Source organism: Amycolatopsis sp. cmx-11-51, from assembly GCF_047608665.1.
Taxonomy (GTDB): Bacteria; Actinomycetota; Actinomycetes; order Mycobacteriales; family Pseudonocardiaceae; genus Amycolatopsis.
The window spans coordinates 328773-345407 of record NZ_JADNQO010000001.1 but is presented as its reverse complement, the minus strand read 5'-3'; the positions used below and the strand labels follow the sequence as shown (position 1 = coordinate 345407).

At 67.7% G+C, this 16635-nt stretch carries 15 protein-coding genes; 10 read left to right on the top strand and 5 right to left on the bottom strand.

Annotated elements, in window-relative coordinates:
- The first annotated feature begins 1 nt into the window (after position 1).
- Together ACM6LU_RS01675 and ACM6LU_RS01670 are read left to right on the top strand one after the other, a co-directional pair.
- Positions 2-400 carry a cytidine deaminase gene (locus ACM6LU_RS01675; protein WP_414935792.1) on the top strand — a complete coding sequence of 133 codons (399 nt, stop codon included), beginning with the start codon at positions 2-4 and terminating at the stop codon, positions 398-400.
- Positions 397-1680, top strand: coding sequence for a thymidine phosphorylase (locus tag ACM6LU_RS01670; protein WP_414935791.1), 1284 nt, complete (start codon positions 397-399; stop codon positions 1678-1680). Before ACM6LU_RS01675 ends, ACM6LU_RS01670 begins: the two co-directional genes overlap by 4 nt.
- 194 nt (positions 1681-1874) lie before the next feature.
- Here the strand turns inward: ACM6LU_RS01670 and ACM6LU_RS01665 are convergent, their stop codons facing one another.
- Complete coding sequence (locus ACM6LU_RS01665) at positions 1875-2963, bottom strand: PA containing protein (protein WP_414935790.1); 1089 nt, start codon at positions 2961-2963, stop codon at positions 1875-1877.
- Positions 2964-3173: 210 nt separating this feature from the next.
- Here ACM6LU_RS01665 and ACM6LU_RS01660 point away from each other — a divergent pair, with 210 nt between their 5' ends.
- Together ACM6LU_RS01660 and ACM6LU_RS01655 are read left to right on the top strand one after the other, a co-directional pair.
- Positions 3174-4283 (top strand): adenosine deaminase, encoded by a 1110-nt coding sequence (locus ACM6LU_RS01660; RefSeq protein WP_414935789.1) that lies wholly within the window; start codon positions 3174-3176, stop codon positions 4281-4283.
- Positions 4284-4339: 56 nt separating this feature from the next.
- Positions 4340-5548, top strand: coding sequence for an MFS transporter (locus ACM6LU_RS01655; RefSeq protein ID WP_414935788.1), 1209 nt, complete (start codon positions 4340-4342; stop codon positions 5546-5548).
- Positions 5549-5633: 85 nt separating this feature from the next.
- On the opposite strand, the gene ACM6LU_RS01650 is transcribed toward ACM6LU_RS01655, so the two are convergent.
- Positions 5634-6890: a primosomal protein gene (locus ACM6LU_RS01650; RefSeq protein WP_414935787.1), complete on the bottom strand. Its 1257-nt coding sequence runs from the start codon at positions 6888-6890 to the stop codon at positions 5634-5636.
- A gap of 153 nt (positions 6891-7043) precedes the next feature.
- Between ACM6LU_RS01650 and ACM6LU_RS01645 the strand changes: the two genes are divergently transcribed.
- Positions 7044-9548 (top strand): DEAD/DEAH box helicase, encoded by a 2505-nt coding sequence (locus tag ACM6LU_RS01645; RefSeq protein ID WP_414935786.1) that lies wholly within the window; start codon positions 7044-7046, stop codon positions 9546-9548.
- A gap of 74 nt (positions 9549-9622) precedes the next feature.
- Here ACM6LU_RS01645 and ACM6LU_RS01640 read toward each other — a convergent pair whose 3' ends face one another.
- Both ACM6LU_RS01640 and ACM6LU_RS01635 read right to left on the bottom strand, forming a co-directional pair.
- Entirely contained in the window at positions 9623-10276 is a 654-nt protein-coding gene (locus ACM6LU_RS01640; RefSeq protein ID WP_414935785.1) for a DUF2269 family protein, read from the bottom strand.
- 54 nt (positions 10277-10330) lie between these two features.
- Positions 10331-10939 (bottom strand): NADPH-dependent F420 reductase, encoded by a 609-nt coding sequence (locus ACM6LU_RS01635; protein ID WP_414937055.1) that lies wholly within the window; start codon positions 10937-10939, stop codon positions 10331-10333.
- Between the two features lie 59 nt (positions 10940-10998).
- Here ACM6LU_RS01635 and ACM6LU_RS01630 point away from each other — a divergent pair, with 59 nt between their 5' ends.
- The gene (locus tag ACM6LU_RS01630) at positions 10999-11358 is read left to right on the top strand and encodes a winged helix-turn-helix transcriptional regulator (protein WP_414935784.1); all 360 of its coding nucleotides are present in this window, start codon (positions 10999-11001) and stop codon (positions 11356-11358) included.
- Positions 11359-11390: 32 nt separating this feature from the next.
- Here the strand turns inward: ACM6LU_RS01630 and ACM6LU_RS01625 are convergent, their stop codons facing one another.
- Entirely contained in the window at positions 11391-12377 is a 987-nt protein-coding gene (locus tag ACM6LU_RS01625; protein ID WP_414935783.1) for a sugar-binding transcriptional regulator, read from the bottom strand.
- A gap of 129 nt (positions 12378-12506) precedes the next feature.
- Here ACM6LU_RS01625 and ACM6LU_RS01620 point away from each other — a divergent pair, with 129 nt between their 5' ends.
- Genes ACM6LU_RS01620 through ACM6LU_RS01605 form a run of 4 tightly spaced genes read left to right on the top strand, consistent with a single transcriptional unit; the run spans position 12507 to position 16591 of the window.
- Entirely contained in the window at positions 12507-13511 is a 1005-nt protein-coding gene (locus ACM6LU_RS01620) for a zinc-dependent alcohol dehydrogenase family protein (RefSeq protein WP_414935782.1), read from the top strand.
- Entirely contained in the window at positions 13504-14844 is a 1341-nt protein-coding gene (locus ACM6LU_RS01615) for an ABC transporter substrate-binding protein (protein ID WP_414935781.1), read from the top strand. The genes ACM6LU_RS01620 and ACM6LU_RS01615 overlap by 8 nt, the downstream gene beginning before the upstream one ends.
- Complete coding sequence (locus ACM6LU_RS01610; protein WP_414935780.1) at positions 14844-15779, top strand: carbohydrate ABC transporter permease; 936 nt, start codon at positions 14844-14846, stop codon at positions 15777-15779. The genes ACM6LU_RS01615 and ACM6LU_RS01610 overlap by 1 nt, the downstream gene beginning before the upstream one ends.
- Complete coding sequence (locus ACM6LU_RS01605) at positions 15776-16591, top strand: carbohydrate ABC transporter permease (protein ID WP_414935779.1); 816 nt, start codon at positions 15776-15778, stop codon at positions 16589-16591. Before ACM6LU_RS01610 ends, ACM6LU_RS01605 begins: the two co-directional genes overlap by 4 nt.
- The last annotated feature ends 44 nt before the right edge of the window (positions 16592-16635 follow it).

Below are 16635 nucleotides of genomic sequence, written 5' to 3'. Positions count from 1 at the left end.
CATGACGGACTTCGCTTGGGAAGCGCTGCGGGCTCAAGCTGTTGAAGCGGCGAAGTCGGCGTACGCGCCCTACTCAGGGCTGCACGTCGGCGTCGCCGGTGTCGTCGACGACGGCCGGGTCGTCGTCGGCTGCAACGTCGAAAACGCTTCGTACGGCTTGGGAATGTGCGCGGAATGCACGATGGCGGGACAGCTGCGGCTGACCGGCGGCGGCAAACTCGTCGCCGTCGCCTGCCGCAGCGGTGCCGGTGATCTGCTGATGCCGTGCGGGCGCTGCCGCCAGATCCTGTTCGAGCACGGCGGCGCTGAGTGCCTGGTGGACACCCCCAGCGGCATCCTGCCGATGTCCGCGGTGCTACCGGACGCGTTCGGCCCCGACGACCTGCCGGAGAACAAGTGAGCGCTTTCGCCGCCGTCGACGTCATCCGGGCGAAGCGGGACGGCGGCCGGCTCACCGACGAGCAGATCGACTGGACCATCGACGCGTACACACGCGGCGACATCGCCGAGGAACAGATGGCCGCGCTCGCGATGGCCATCTTCCTGCGCGGGATGGACTCCGGTGAGATCGCGCGCTGGACCGGCGCGATGATCGAGTCGGGGGAGCGGCTGGACCTGAAGGTCAGCCGTCCGACGATCGACAAGCACTCGACGGGCGGTGTCGGCGACAAGATCACGCTTCCACTGGCGCCGCTCGTGGCGGCGTGCGGTGCGGCCGTGCCGCAGCTGTCCGGGCGCGGGCTCGGGCACACCGGCGGGACGCTGGACAAACTGGAGTCGATTCGGGGCTGGCGTGCCGCTTTGACGACGTCGGAGATCATCCGGCAGCTCGACGAGGTCGGCGCGGTGGTCTGCGCGGCGACCTCCGGGCTGGCTCCCGCGGACAAGAAGCTGTACGCGCTGCGGGATGTGACGTCGACGGTGGAGTCGATCCCGCTGATCGCGAGCTCGATCATGAGCAAGAAGATCGCCGAGGGCTCGGCCGGTCTGGTCCTCGACGTGAAGACCGGCTCGGGCGCGTTCATGAAGACGCTTCCGCAGGCCCGGGAACTCGCGCGGACCCTGGTGGAGATCGGGACCGCGCACGGTGTCGCGACGACGGCGCTGATCACGGACATGAACGTCCCGCTCGGGTACGCCGTCGGGAACGCGATCGAGGTCGCGGAGTCGGTCGAGGTCCTGCGGGGTGGTGGTCCGGCCGACGTCGTCGAACTGACCGTGGCGCTCGCGCGGGAGATGCTGGCGCTGGCGGGTCTGTCCGATGTGGACCCGGCTTCGGTGCTCGCGTCGGGCCGGGCGTACGAGACGTGGTGCCGGATGATCGCCGCTCAGGGCGGGGATCCGGAGGCCGCTCTGCCGCGGCCTCGGCACGTCCATGTCGTCGAGGCGCCGTCGGATGGCGTGTTGTCGTCTCTGGACGCGTATTCGGTCGGGGTCGCCGCCTGGCGGCTCGGGGCCGGGCGGGCGCGCAAGGAGGATCCGGTGCAGGCCGCGGCGGGCGTGCTGTGCCTGGCGAAGCCGGGCGACGAGGTGGCGGCCGGGCAGCCGTTGCTGGAGCTGCACACCGACACCCCGGATGCCGTCCCTTCGGCGCTCGCTGCGCTCATCGACGCCTACGCGGTCTCCTCGGAGGCCCCTGCGGTGACGCCTTTGGTCCTGGAGACCGTGCGCCCCTCCTGATCGCGGTTAGCCCGCTGAACGCGACCTGTGGTCGCTCACGAGGTGGCGTGTCGGGGTCGCGGGCCGGTGTGGGGTGATGGGGCCCTTCGGCCTGGTCGACCGACAGCCGGATCGCGATTAGTCCTCTAGTTGCGGAAGTACGTAGTACGAACTACCGCAACTAGAGGACTAAACGCGGGGAAGGGGAGAAGACCTCAGTCGGTGGGCTCGTCGGTGCCGTCGGCCTTGGTCTTGGCGTCGGCCGCCTTGGGCGCCCGGCCGTTGCGCGAGCTGCGGCGCGGTTGGCGCGGGGCGGGCGCCGGCGGCGAGATCTGCTGCACGGCCGGGCCACCGCCGAGCATCAGCTCCGCGAAGGTCGCCATCGCCTCGTCCAGCTGGCCGCCGATGCGGCGCACGGACTCGTCGTTGCTCTTGCGCACCAGCGTGTCCACCGAGTCGGTGTCCGGCTGCTTCGACAGCGTGCTCTCGACCTTCGACAGGCCGCTGCGGATCGAGCCGTCGAGGTCGCCGAGGCGTCCGGTGAAGCCGTCCTCGACCTTGTCGAGCCGCTCCGCCAGGTCGTCGAGCCGCGAGGTGACCTTCTCGAGGCGGTCGCCGAGGCCGTCGAGCCGCTCCGACGCGTCGATCATCTCGCCGGTCTCGGTCAGCGCGGTCTTCAGCGCCTCCGCGTTCGCGGCGAGGCTGTCTTTGGTCGCCTTGTCGAGGTTCTCGACGCGGGTGCGCAGTTCGCGGTCGACGGTGTCGACGCGGTCGCGCAGGGCCGACTCGGCCTGCTCGACGCGCTCGCGCACCGGGCCGATCACCGACTGCGGCAGCGAGTCGGTTTTCACGTCCTGCTTGTCGAGGTGCGCGCCGAGCTCGTCGAGACGGCGGTGGATGTTCTGGAGCTTGTCCTCGAGCCCGTCCATCCGGCCCCCGACGCCTTCGAGGCGCGCGGCCATGCCGTCGAGGCGGCCGTCGAGCTGGGCGAAGGGCTTGGCGAGCTTGTCGACGATGCTTTCGACGGCGCGCGTCAGGGCGGCGATCGCCGTGTCCTGCGCTTCGAGTCGCGACATGGTCTCGTCGAGGCGTTCGGCGAGCACACTGGTCTCGGTGCGGTCGGGCATCTCCGACAGCCGCTTGCGGACCGCGCCGAGCGAGTCGACCGGGGCGAGGCGGGCGTAGATGTCGTCGAGCGCGTCGAAGATCTGCTGCTGTTCGCTCTCACGCACTTCGGCCGCGCGCACCAGCATGTTGCGCATCCGGTCGAAGGACGGGGCTGCAATGTGGTTGTCAGTGGTCACTGCGGTGTCCTTCGTGGGCGGGGAAATGGGAGGGACGTGACCGCAAGCTTATCCATTGCGAAATTGCTGTGCGTATGGCCCCCGGGTATCGGACAATGCCGAGCTCTGCCCCTGATGGCCGATTCAGCCCGTGATCGACAAAGCTGAGGGTTAAGTCCAGCATGAGAGTTACCGCCATGTAGGGGAATGACAGGCTGGTTACCGTTACGTATGTCCTCTGAAAGCACCAGTTCCCCCATCCCGGAGGCGGTACTGACCCGCGCTCCGAAGGTTCTCCTGCACGACCATCTTGACGGCGGCCTGCGTCCCGGCACCGTCGCCGAACTCGCCGACCTGACCGGGTACACCGGCTTGCCCGCCACCGATCCCGTGGAACTCGGCCGATGGTTCCGCGAAGCCGCCGATTCCGGCTCTCTCGTCTCGTACCTTGAGACGTTCGCACATACCTGCGGCGTGATGCAGACCGAGGAAGCGCTGGTCAGAGTCGCCGCCGAGGCGGTGGAAGACCTCGCGGCCGACGGGGTCGTCTACGCCGAGGTGCGTTATGCGCCCGAACTCTTCGTCGAACGCGGACTGTCACTCGATGCGGTGGTCGAGGCTATTCAGGCCGGCTTCGCGGAAGGTGAACGGAGAGTGGCGGCCGGAGGGGGCCGGATCCGGGTCGGGACGTTGCTCTGTGCGATGCGCCAGCACGCCCGCGCCCTCGAAATCGCCGGTCTCGCCGTCCGCTACCGCGACGCCCGCGTCGTCGGGTTCGACATCGCCGGACCGGAAGACGGATTTCCGCCTACCAGAAATCTCGACGCATTCGAGTTTCTACGGACGAATAATGCGCATTTCACCATTCATGCCGGGGAGGCGTTCGGGCTCGCGTCTATTTGGGAGGCGATTCAGCATTGTGGCGCGGAGCGGCTCGGCCACGGAGTCCGCATCGTCGACGACATCAAGACCGACAGTGACGGCACGGTCCATTTGGGACGGTTGGCCGCCTATGTCCGCGACCGCCGGATCCCGCTGGAGATCTGTCCCACGTCCAATGTCCAGACGGGAGCGGTGCGCTCGATCGGCGAGCATCCCATCGGCCTGCTGGCCAGGCTGCGCTTCCGGGTCACGGTCAACACCGACAACCGGCTGATGAGCGGCTGCACGATGACCAGCGAATTCGCCGCGCTGGCCGAGGCGTTCGGCTTCGGGTTGCCCGATCTCGAGTGGTTCACCATCAATGCGATGAAATCCGCGTTCCTCGATTTCGACCAGCGGCTCGACATCATCAACACGGTCATCAAGCCCGGGTACGCAGCCTTGCGTTCGTTAGCATAGCCAACTATATTTCACTATATAGGAGAACTTTCTCAAATAATGGAACGGTGGCGATGATGACGCAGGTCGTGGACGTGGGGGTCGGCGGCAAACGACGCTGGCGCATCCTCGCGCTCGGCCTCGCCGCGCAGACCGCGAGCTGTTCGTTCCTCTACGGGATCCCGTTCCTGGTCCCGTCGATGCAGCGTGCGGAGGGTCTCACGCTCGCCGAAGCGGGAACGGTGGTCGCGGCGCCGAGTCTTGGCCTGCTGTTCACCTTGATCCTGTGGGGCGCGGCGGCGGACCGTTACGGAGAGCGTTTGGTAATGGCCATCGGGCTGGGCGTCTCAGGGTTACTCCTCGTGTACGCGGCTACCGGTGACCACTCGCTCGGGATCCTCTTTGGAGTGTTCTTGCTCGCCGGCGCGAGCACCGCGTCAGTGAACGCCGCGAGCGGCCGGGCCGTCCTCGGCTGGTTCGGTCCGGCCGAACGCGGCTTCGCCATGGGCATCCGCCAGATGGCCCAGCCACTCGGCGTGGGAGTGGCCGCCTTCGGTCTCCCCCCGCTCGCGGATCGCTGGGGTTTCCAGGTCTCGCTCGTGCTGCCCGCGGTGGCCGCGATCGTCGTCGCGCTGCTCGTCGCCTGGCTCCTGGTCGACCCGCCGCGTCCGGAACCCGGGACCGCGGCCGGGGAGAAGCCGCCGTCGCCGTACCGGAAACCGGCGTTGTGGCGGGTCCACGGCGCGAGCGCGCTGCTCGTCGTCCCGCAGTTCACGGTCTCCGCGTTCACGCCGGTGTACCTGGTGACCATGCACCATTGGACGGCCGCGTCGGCGGGCTGGTTCGTCGGCGCCGTCCAGATCCTCGGCGCGCTGGGCAGGCTCGTGTCGGGCTACTGGTCCGACCGCGTCGGCAGCAGGCTGCGGCCGATGCGGCAGCTGGCGATCTCGAGCGCCGCGGTGATGCTGCTGGTCGCGCTCGGGGACGCGACAGGGCCGTGGCTGGTGCTGCTGGCGCTCGTCCTGGCCGCGGTGATCACCGTGTCCGACAACGGGCTCGGGTTCACCGCTTCGGCGGAGATGGCCGGGCTCGCGTGGGCGGGGCGGGCCATGGGCACGCAGAACACCGGCCAGAACATCGCCGCCGCCCTGACCCCGCCGATGCTGGGCCTGGTGATCGGCGACTCCCGCTACGCGCTGGCCTTCTGCGTCGCCGCGATCTTCCCGGTGCTGGCAGCATTTATGGTGCCGTGCGCTGACGAAGACACGCCGAAGGGGCACCGTTGATCTTTCGACTCACGTCGAGAGATCAGGCGCCCCTTCACCGCCGTGCGCCCTCCCGGAGACCGAGTTCGGCGAGGTGGCGCGCGAGCTACAACACAGTTAGGCGGTTCTCGAAGCTCTCGACGAGCTTGCGCCATTCGGACTGCTCGGCGTCGAACGGAGCGCTCGGCTCGAGACGCGAGGGGTCCGGCCGCAGCACGAACGACACCAGCCAGCCGAGGCTTTCGTTGGTGGCCAGCGCGGTATCGACGCTGTCGTCCTCGGCCCACTCGGCGGCGTCGGTGATCAGCTCGACGGCCAGCTCCAGCTGGATCGGGTCGATCGACTCGGGGCCCTCGGCGATGTCGTCGGCGATGCCGTTGAGCACGTAGGTGTTCTCGGTGTCGACGTCGACCTCGAGGTCGCCCGCGGTGGCCTTCATGGCCACCTCGTCCCAAGTGGACACTTGGGCGAGGTCGTTGTCCGCCAGCTCCTTGCCGTCCGCGATCGCGCGGATGAGGGCCTTCTCGGAGGAGAAGACGTCGATCTCGCCTTCGCTGCCGAGGAAGATCGGCTTGTCGTCGAGGTAGCAGCGCAGCGTGTAGTACTCGGCGCCGGAGGTGATGATCTTGATCGGGTCGATGCCGACCTCGCCCCAGAAACCGACGGGCTCGTCGTCTTCTTCGTCATCGTCCACGTCGACGTCTTCGAGGTCCTCGTCGTCGTCAGCGGCGGCGGCAGCGGCCTCGGCTTCGGCGGATTCCGCGAGGAAGGTCGCGAGCTCTTCCGCTGTCTGCTCCAGCACCTTCTCGTCGACGTCGGGAGCGGTCACCAGACCGTCGATCGCGTCGAGCACGACGTCCCACTTCTCGGAGACGGCCTGAGACAGGTCCGCCCAGAGGCGTTCGCCGTCGCGGCCGGAGAAGGGCAGCGTGCCCTGGTCCAGCAGCGAGAAGCTCTCGTGCGCGTCGAGGACCTCGTGCACGTCTTCGAGTTCGCACACGTCCGCGAGCGAACGCACGATGCCGATGATCTCGGCCAGCTCGCCGAGCGTCCACTGGTCCGGCTTCTCGGCGACCAGCTCGGGGACGCCCACCAGGTCGTAGGTGTGGTCCTCGTCCGGGATCAGCTCGGGCACGTTCAGCGCGGGCACGACCTCCCAGGCGGGGTGGTCGAGCAGGTCGTGCTGCTCGGAAGTCCGGACGAACGCGGCGAGGTGCGCGGCGTCGGGGAAGGCGTACAGGTCTTCCTCGTCGCCGAGGAAGGCTTCCCACTCCTCGCCGTCTTCCCGCCAGCGCGGCGCCCAGAGAGTGACGACGTCACCCTGTGGCAGGCCGAGTTCGATCGGGATGATGTCCTGTGCCATTCCTTAGCCCTCTCGGATTACCGCCTGTGTGCGCGCGGCCGGGAAATGCATGCCCGGTGGGTGCGCGGTACCGCGAAGCCTACGGGTTTCCATCGAAGGGCGCGATCACCCCTAGGCAAGAAGCGACCAACGGATGGCACGATAGGTCCTCTGATGACACTTACAGACCTCCTGCCTGCGGATCCCGACCCCGACTCGCTGTTCGAAGCCTTCTCCACCTGGACGGTCGAGCGCGGGTTAGCGCTGTACCCCGCGCAGGAGGAGGCCATCATCGAAGTGGTTTCCGGGGCGAACCTGATCCTGTCGACGCCGACGGGGTCCGGGAAGAGCCTGGTCGCCGTCGGGGCCCACTTCACCGCGCTCGCGCACGGCCGCCGCAGCTACTACACGGCGCCGATCAAGGCGCTCGTCTCGGAGAAGTTCTTCCAGCTCATCGAGATCTTCGGTGCGGAGAACGTCGGCATGATGACCGGCGATTCGAGCGTCAACGCCGACGCGCCGATCATCTGCTGCACGGCGGAAATCCTGGCGAACATGGCGTTGCGGCTCGGTGCCGACGCGCCGGTAGGCCAGGTCATCGCCGACGAGTTCCACTTCTACTCGGAGCCGGATCGCGGCTGGGCCTGGCAGGTGCCGCTGCTGGAACTACCGAAGGCGCAGTTCGTGCTGATGTCGGCGACGCTGGGCGATGTCGCGTTCTTCGAGAAGGACCTCACCCGCCGGACCGGCCGCCCGACCGCGGTGGTCACCTCGGCCGAGCGGCCGGTGCCGCTCACCTTCCGCTACGCGCTGACGCCGCTGCACGAAACGATGTCCGAGCTGCTCCACGGTGGTCAGTCGCCGGTGTACGTCGTGCACTTCTCGCAGGCGGCGGCGATCGAGCGCGCGCAGACGCTGATGAGCATCAACGTCACCACCAAGGCGGAGAAGGAGGCCATCGCCGAGATGCTCGGCGACTTCCGCTTCGCCGCCGGGTTCGGGAAGACCCTCTCGCGGCTGGTCCGGCACGGTATCGGCGTGCACCACGCCGGCATGCTGCCGAAGTACCGGCGCCTGGTCGAACAGCTCGCGCAAGCGGGGCTGCTGAAGGTGATCTGCGGGACCGACACCCTGGGCGTCGGCATCAACGTACCAATCCGCACGGTGGTCTTCTCCGCGCTGACGAAGTACGACGGTGTGCGGCAACGGCATCTCAAGGCGCGCGAGTTCCACCAGATCGCCGGACGCGCGGGCCGGGCGGGTTACGACACCGACGGCTACGTCGTCGTGCAGGCGCCGGATCACGTGGTCGACAACGCCAAGGCGCTGGAGAAGGCGGGCGACGATCCCAAGAAGAAAAAGAAGATCGTCCGCAAGAAGGCGCCGGAAGGGTTCGTCAACTGGACGGAGAGCACCTTCGACCGGCTGATCGCCGCCGATCCGGAACCGCTCACGTCCAGCTTCCACGTCAGCCACTCGATGCTGCTGAACGTCGTTTCCCGGCCGGGCAACGCGTTCGACTCGATGCGGCATCTGCTGGAGGACAACCACTCCGACCGTCCGGCCCAGCGGAAGCTGATCCTGCGCGCGATCGCGATCTACCGCGCGCTGCTCGCGGCGGGCGTCGTCGAGCGGCTCGACGAACCGGACGAGCAGGGCCGGATCGTCCGGCTCACCGTGGACCTGCAGTTCGATTTCGCTTTGAACCAGCCGCTTTCGCCGTTCGCGCTGGCCGCGATCGAACTCCTCGACGTCGATTCGCCGTCGTATCCGCTCGATGTCGTGTCCATTGTGGAATCCACTGTGGACAATCCGCGTCCGGTGCTTTCACAGCAGCAGTTCAAGGCGCGTGGCGAGGCCGTGCAGGCGATGAAGGCCGAAGGCATCGAGTACGACGAGCGGATGGAACTGCTCGAAAACGTCACCTATCCGAAGCCGCTGGAAGAACTGCTGGAGGCGGCGTATTCCCGCTACCGGCAAGGGCATCCGTGGGTCGACGATTACGAGCTCAAGCCGAAGTCCGTCGTGCGCGACATGTACGAGCGTGCGATGAACTTCGTCGAGTACATCGGTTTCTACCAGCTCGCCCGGTCGGAAGGGCTGGTGCTGCGGTATCTCACCGACACCTACGACTCGCTCCGGCACACGGTTCCCGACGAGGCCAAGACCGAAGGGTTGCAGGACCTCATCGAATGGCTCGGCGAACTGGTGCGGCAAGTCGACTCCAGCCTCCTCGACGAGTGGGAGGCCTTGCGGCACCCCGAAGACGAGGGTCCGGTCTCGACGCGGCCGCCGTCCGAGCCGCCCGCGGTCACCCGCAACGAGCGGGCCTTCCGGGTCCTGGTGCGGAACGAGTTGTTCCGCCGCGTCGAACTCGCTTCCCGGCGTTCCTACGGGACGCTCGGCGAACTGGACGCCGCGTCGGGCTGGGACGCGGACGCGTGGGAAGACGCCATCGAGGACTACTTCGACGAACACGAAACCCTCGGCATCGGGCCGGACGCGCGCGGGCCTCAGCTGCTGATCATCGAGAAGGAGACGGGGATTTGGCGGCTGCGGCAGATCTTCGACGACCCGGCGGGTGATCACGACTGGGGCATCAGTGCGGAGGTCGACCTGGCGGCTTCGGACGAGGCGGGGTCGGCGATCATCCGGGTCACGGCGGTGGACCGGCCCTGAGCTGAAGGACGCTTTCGCCGCATGTCACGTGGGGAAAGTGTCCTTCGTCGCGTGACATGCGGGGAAAGTCCCCTTCAGCTCCCGGCCATCGCGACCTGAGGCCGAAGCTCTCGTCTGCGTTGGACCAACCGCGTGATCAGCACGACCAGTGAGAGCGCGGGCAGTGGATAGCCCAGCATCAGGCCCACCGTGATATCGGCGAGCGGCGCGCCGACGGCGACGGCGAACACCCACGTCGGCGCCGTCGGCAGCTTCACACCGGTCCGGGCCTTGCCCCACGGCTTCGCCACCGAAAGCCACGCCTGGAACGCGAGTGCGCTCGCCATCAGCGCGGTGCCGACGACCAACGCCGGCGGCGCGGGCTCCGGCTCGCCCGCCCGCGCCGCTTCGACGGAGTCCTGTAGAGCGCCGGACAGCAGGAAGATCCCGGCGTAGAGCTGCACGAGCGTGATCGCGAACTTCGCCAGTACCCACCAATGCCGGGTGAAACCCCAGGCCGTCGTCGCCGCGAGCATGAAACCGGTGAAGGCCGAGGCGTTGGCGAGCGGTGCCAGCAGGAGCGAGTCGATCTCATGCGCCATGGAGGTCGCCGCGACGCGGGTCGCGCCGTCCTCGGTGGTACGGCTGATCGCCAGGAGGGTGAACAACGCCAGGGCTTCGCCCATCCAGGCCACCGAGGTGATGACATGCAGCCACACGGTCAGCTGTCGCCAGGTCTTGGTCTTCACGCCGCACAGGTTCGCGTGACCGCCCCGCCCGGCACATCGGGGACGACCCGGAAATCAGGCCGGAAGGGGCGGGAAGCAGGCCCGGGCGTCGTGGCCGTCGAACCACAGCCCGACCGTGAACGCCATCGTCGCCTCCATGAGCGCCGCGCGGTCGAGACCGCCCGCGACCAGGGGAACGCACCCGAGGTCGCGGACCAGTTCACTCACTTCGCCGACCTTGTCGCCGCAGATCGGCACCGCCAGCGGACGCACGCCGAACACCGGCGGAGTCATCCGCCAGACGTCCACGTGGCACAGGTTGAACGCCTTGACCACGTGCGCGTCCGGCGCGGCGGCGGCGATCCGGGCCGCCTGATCGGGCACCGTGAGCACGGCGCCGGGGCCGACCGCGTTGGTGCAGTCGACCAGGACCTTCCCGGTGAGATTTCCCGCCGCGGCAAGGACTTCCGTCACCGAGGCGGCGGGAACGGCGAGCAGGATCACCTCACTTGCCCTGGCGGTTTCCTCCCAGGTCCCCACTCGTGGGGAGATCTTGGCGGCCTTGGTCCGGTCGCGGGCGGAGACCATCACCTCGTGCCCGGCCTTGGCCCACTGGCCCCCGAGCGCCTCCGCCATCCCGCCCGCGCCGAAAATGCCGATACGCATTGTGCTGCTCCCTAAGATCGAGTTACAGCACGACGGTAGAAAGCCGCGCGGGTACCAAGTGGTTACCGGAGGTCCCCATGAACGACGTCTTCCTCGCCGATTGCCGCGCCCGGCTGGCCTTCGACCTGATGGCGAACACGTGGAACCCGGTCGTCCTGTGGGCCCTGCGCGACGGCGCGCTCCGGCCCGCCGAACTGCGGCGACGGCTCGGCGGGATCAGCACGAAGGTGCTCACGGAGACGGTCCGGCGGCTGGAGTTCAATGGTCTGGTCAGCAGGCGTGACTGCGGTCGCACGGCGAAGGTCGAGTACTCGCTGACAGACCTCGGGGTCAGCCTCCTGGGGCCCATCGAGGCCTTCGGGGAGTGGGCCCATCGACACGGTGACGACGTGATGTCCGCGCAGGACAAGGCGACCCAGTCACGCGATCTCGCGTGATTGCCCGGCGATCTCGCGTGTTTGGAGGCGGATCACGTGAGTGAGTGCGGGCGGGCCTCGGCCAGCTTGAGGAGCGGGACGGCCGCGGCCGCGTCGGTGATCAGCGTCGAAACCATGCCGGAGCGCAGGACGGCGTCGATCGCCTCTGCCTTCGGTTCCGTGTAGCCCAGCGCGATCACCTCGGGGACCGCCAGTAGTTCCTCGGCGCTGATGGCCAGCACGTGATGGGCCAGTCCGGTGGACATCGGTGTCCCGTCGGCGTCGAACAGGCGCGCGGAAACCTCCGCTTTGGCACCGCGTTTCGCTATCGCGCCTCGTTCCGTTTCGTCGAGCGCGTCGAAAACCGTCGATTCCTCGGGTTTCCACGCGCCGATGCTGACGACCGCCTTGGTCAGGTTCTTGAACTGCCCGAAGGTTTCCGCGATCCCGGGCTGCCGTCGCAGCGTCTCGGTGGTGCGGCGGTCGGGGAGGACGAGCGGGCCGAAGATCGGGTACGCCTGTCCGCCGGAGACGGAGGCGACCCGGCCGACCGTCTCCACCGAACGGTCCCGCATGTCCATGCCCGCCTGCACTCCGCACAGTTGCACGACCGGGCATTTCGGCAACGACTGGATCGCGTCGGTCATCGCGTTCACGGAACGTGCCCATGACAGGCCGAGGACGTCGCCGGGAGTGACGATCTCGGCCAGGAGTTGAGCCGCGAGCGTGCCGATCTTCCGCCGGGCCACTTCACGGGATTCCGGTTCCGGCGCTCGTTCGAGCACGAGGACCCGGTCCAGCCGGTACGCGGCGCGAATCTCCTCGGACAGCACGAGGTCGACCGGCGCCGGCAGGTGGAACCCGACCCGGACGATGCCGCTTTCCCTGGCCGTGTCCAGCATTCGGGCGACCTTGAACCGGCTGATCCCGAACTCGTCGGCGATTTCGAGTTTCGAGGCGCCCTGTTCGTAGAAACGCCGGGCGACCGCGGCCAGGCGCAACGACTCCACCAGGCCGGGAATCTGTTTCTTCCCGCTCATATGAGCACTGTAGCGCGAAATCTGTGCGAAAGGTTGACGTAACAACAGGGAAAGTCCCACCATGCCTGGACATGCAGTCAAAAGCATAAGCCCACCTCGCTCATTTGAGCGGAGAGAAGAGGAGCTGGCATGCGTGCCGCGATCGTGGACAAGCCCGGGGAGATCAGGGTCGGCGAGGTGCCCGATCCTCGACCGGGGGATCGCCAGGTCGTCCTCGAGGTCGGTGCCTGTGGGATCTGCGGGACCGATCTCCACATCGCCGACGGGCATTTCCCGCCGACGCCCTATCCGATCGTCCCCGGCCACGAGTTCGCCGGCGAGATCGTCGAACTCGGCGCCGACGTGCCGGGTGGCTGGCGGATCGGCGACCGCGTGGCCGTCGACCCGTCGCTGTTCTGCGGCTACTGCAAGCCTTGCCGGTCCGGCCGCGGCAACCTCTGCGAGAACTGGAACGCGACCGGGGACACCGTGAACGGCGCTTTCGCCGAGTACGTCGCCGTTCCGTCGGCGAACTGCTACCGGATGCCGGACACGATGACCTGGGAACAGGGCGCGCTCGTCGAGCCGGTTTCCTGCGCTGTCCACGGCGTGCGCCGGATCGGCGTCGAGGCGGGGGAGCGGTTCCTCGTCGTGGGCGCGGGCACGATGGGCCTGATCATGCAGCAGTTGCTGCAGCGTGCGGGCGCCCACGTCACGATGGTCGACCGCAACACCTCCCGCCTCGGTCGCGCGAAGGACCTCGGCGCGGTCGCGGTCGCGGGTGACGTGAAGGACCTGGACGACGAGAAGTTCGACGCCGCCGCGGACTGCACCGGCGCCGCGCCGGCCATCGAAGCCGCCTTCGACTCGCTTCAGCGCGGAGGCCGCTTGCTGGTCTTCGGCGTCGCGCCCGCTGAAGCACGCGTCGCGCTTTCGCCGTTCCGGATCTACAACGACGAGATCACCGTCGTCGGCTCGATGGCCGTCATGAACAGCTTCGGTGCCGCGCTCGACCTGGTCGCCGACGGCGCCATCGACACCGGCGCCCTGCTCACCGACACGCTGCCGCTGGAGCAGTACCCCGACGCGCTCGCCCTCATGCGCAGCGGCGCCGGCCTGAAGGTGCAGGTCTTACCGGGAGGCGAAAGTGCGTGAAACGGTCGCTCTGCTCACGGTTCTCTTGCTGACCCTGACCGGTTGCGCCGGTGCGGGCGCGCTCGGGACCGGCGACCGGACGCTCGTCGTCGCGATCGTCGCGAACCCGCAGATGAAGGACGCCATCGAGCTTTCCGGCGAGTTCGAGAAGGCGAATCCCGGTGTCACTCTCAAGTTCGTTTCCCTGCCCGAGAACCAGGCGCGCGCCAAGATCACCGCGTCGACGGCCACCGAGGGCGGCGAGTTCGACGTCGTCATGATCAGCAACTACGAGGCGCCGCAGTGGGCCGCGAACGGCTGGCTCGAAAACCTCGAACCGCATATCGCGGCGAATCCTTCGTACGACTCGGCCGACTTCATTCCGAGCATCAAGGAATCCTTGTCGCACAACGGATCGATGTACGCGGTGCCGTTCTACGGCGAGTCTTCGTTCCTGGCCTACCGGAAGGACCTGTTCGAGCAGGCCGGGATCACCATGCCCGCCAAGCCGACCTGGTCGCAGATCGCCGAGTACGCCGCGAAACTCGACGACAAGGCGAAGGGCCTGGCCGGGATCTGCCTGCGCGGCAAGCCGGGCTGGGGCGAGAGCCTCGCGCCGTTCACCACGGTCGCCAACACCTTCGGCGCCCAGTGGTTCGACAAGGACTGGAACGCCAAGCTGACCAGCCCCGAGTTCAAGGCGGCCGCCGAGTTCTACGTCAACCTCGTGCGCGACCACGGCGAGGTCGGCGCGTCGAGCGCGGGCTTCTCCGAATGCGGCACGCGGTACACGCAGGGTCAGGCCGCGATGTGGTATGACGCCACCGTCATGGCGGGCACGAACGAGGACCCGTCGGCCAGCAAGGTCGTCGGGAAGTCCGGGTATGCCCCGGCACCGGTGGAGAAGACGCGGGCGAGCGGCTGGCTCTACACCTGGGCGCTGGCGATCCCGAAGTTGGCCAAGGACAAGCACGCCGCCTTCAAGTTCATGTCCTGGATGACCGACAAGGCCTACGTGCGGCGGGTCGCCCAGGAATATGGCGACTGGAACCGCGTCCCGCCGGGCGTGCGCAAGTCGACCTACGACATTCCCCAGTACCGCGAGGCCGCCAAGGCCTACGCACAGCCGACGCTGGACGGGATCGCGGACGCCAACCAGCGAAAGGCGATGGCGAATCCGGTGCCCTACCCCGGCATCCAGTTCGTCGGCATCCCCGAGTTCCAGGATCTCGGCACGCGCGTGAGCCAGCAGCTTTCGGCGGCGATCGCGGGCCAGATCACCGTGGACGAAGCACTGGAGCAGTCACAGGAGTACGCGCAGACCGTCGGCAAGTCGTATCAGGAGGTGCAGTGATGGCCACGCTCTCCGCTCCCGCCCGCACCGAGCCCGCCCGCGCGAAGAAGGCGGCTCCGAAGCGCGGCACCGACACGCCGTTCAAACGACGGCTCCCGTTGTTGCCCGCTTTGCTGTTCGTCGTCGCGGTGACGCAGTTGCCGTTCGTGCTGACGGTGTTCTACTCGTTCCAGTCGTGGAACCTGGTGCGGCCGGGCTCGCGGCATTTCGTGGGGCTACAGAACTACATCGACGTCTTCGCCGACTCGACGTTCCTCGGCGCACTGCTGAACACCGTCGTGCTCACGGTCGTCTGCGTCCTCTTCTCCCTGCTGCTCGGCCTGGGACTCGCGATCCTGCTGGACCGCGAGTTCCTCGGCCGCGGCGTGGTCCGGACGCTGCTGATCACGCCGTTCCTGATCCTGCCCGCGGCGGGCGCGCTGCTGTGGAAGACGACGATGTTCGACCCGACCTACGGGTTGCTGCACTTCGTCTTCGGCACGGACGTCGACTGGCTTTCGGAGTTCCCGCTCGCGGCGGTGATGGCCCAGGTCGTCTGGCAGTGGACGCCGTTCATGATGCTGCTGATCCTGGCCGGGCTGCAGAGCCAGCCCAAGGACGTGCTGGAGGCCGCGTCGGTCGACGGCGCCGGCCGCTGGCGGACGTTCACCTTGATCACCCTGCCGCATCTGAGCCGGTTCCTGCAGCTGGCGACGCTGCTGGGCGCGATCTACATCGTGAACAGCTTCGACGCGATCTTCCTGATGACACAAGGAGGCCCGGGTACGGCCAGCACGAACCTGCCGTTCTACATCTACCAGCGGGCGTTCCAAGGTTTTGACATCGGGCAGTCGTCCGCGATGGGCGTCATCGTCGTGATCCTGACGATGATCGTCGCGACTTTCGCGCTGCGACTGATGTTCCGCACGTTCTCGGTCCAGGGAGGCGCGAAATGAGAGGCCGGTTCGGCGCGGGCGCGCTGACGGTCGCGACCTGGGTGATCGCGATTCTGTTCGTGTTCCCGCTGCTGTGGATGATCCTCACGGCCTTCAAACAGGAGGCCGACGCCTACACCGATCCGCCGCGGCTGTTCTTCTCCCCGACCCTCGACCAGTTCGCCGGTGTACTCGAACGCGGGTTCCTGCCGTACCTGTCGAATTCCGCGTTCGTCACCATCGTCTCGACGATTTTCGTGCTGCTGCTGGGAATCCCGGCGGCGTACGCGCTGTCGCTGGCGCCGGTGAAGGGGACGAGCAACGCGCTCGGCTTCTTCCTGTCGACGAAAATGCTGCCGATCGTGGCGGCGATCATCCCGCTGTACGTGATCTCGCAGAACACCCAGCTGCTGGACAACGTGTGGGCGCTGATCATCCTGTACACCTCGATGAACCTGCCGCTGGCCATCTGGATGATGCGGTCGTTCTTCCTCGAAGTGCCGCACGAGATGATCGAAGCGGCCCGGATCGACGGCGCGACCCTGCCGGTGCTGCTGCGGAAGATCATCATGCCGGTCGTCGCGCCAGGGGTGGCCGCGACCGCGCTGATCTGCGTGATCTTCTCGTGGACCGAGTTCTTCTACTCGGTCAACCTCACCGCCGCGCGGGCCGGGACCGTGCCGGTGTTCCTGGTCGGGTTCATCACCAGCGAGGGCCTGTACTGGGCGCAGCTGTCCGCGGCCGCGCTGCTCGCGTCGTCGCCGGTGATGATCGTCGGCTGGATCGCGCAGAACCACCTCGTCCGCGGCCTGTCGATGGGCGCGGTCAAGTAGGTCTTGGGGCCGGACTGCGGTCCGTGAAGGCCACCTTGAGGGAC

Coding starts and splice junctions, on each gene's coding strand:
- ACM6LU_RS01630 (WP_414935784.1), top strand. CDS start 10,999: ATGAACGACGTCTTCCTCGCCGATTGCCGCGCCCGGCTGGCCTTCGAC.
- ACM6LU_RS01605 (WP_414935779.1), top strand. CDS start 15,776: ATGAGAGGCCGGTTCGGCGCGGGCGCGCTGACGGTCGCGACCTGGGTG.
- ACM6LU_RS01675 (WP_414935792.1), top strand. CDS start 2: ATGACGGACTTCGCTTGGGAAGCGCTGCGGGCTCAAGCTGTTGAAGCG.
- ACM6LU_RS01620 (WP_414935782.1), top strand. CDS start 12,507: ATGCGTGCCGCGATCGTGGACAAGCCCGGGGAGATCAGGGTCGGCGAG.
- ACM6LU_RS01610 (WP_414935780.1), top strand. CDS start 14,844: ATGGCCACGCTCTCCGCTCCCGCCCGCACCGAGCCCGCCCGCGCGAAG.
- ACM6LU_RS01645 (WP_414935786.1), top strand. CDS start 7,044: ATGACACTTACAGACCTCCTGCCTGCGGATCCCGACCCCGACTCGCTG.
- ACM6LU_RS01625 (WP_414935783.1), bottom strand. CDS start 12,377: ATGAGCGGGAAGAAACAGATTCCCGGCCTGGTGGAGTCGTTGCGCCTG.
- ACM6LU_RS01650 (WP_414935787.1), bottom strand. CDS start 6,890: ATGGCACAGGACATCATCCCGATCGAACTCGGCCTGCCACAGGGTGAC.
- ACM6LU_RS01660 (WP_414935789.1), top strand. CDS start 3,174: ATGTCCTCTGAAAGCACCAGTTCCCCCATCCCGGAGGCGGTACTGACC.
- ACM6LU_RS01655 (WP_414935788.1), top strand. CDS start 4,340: ATGACGCAGGTCGTGGACGTGGGGGTCGGCGGCAAACGACGCTGGCGC.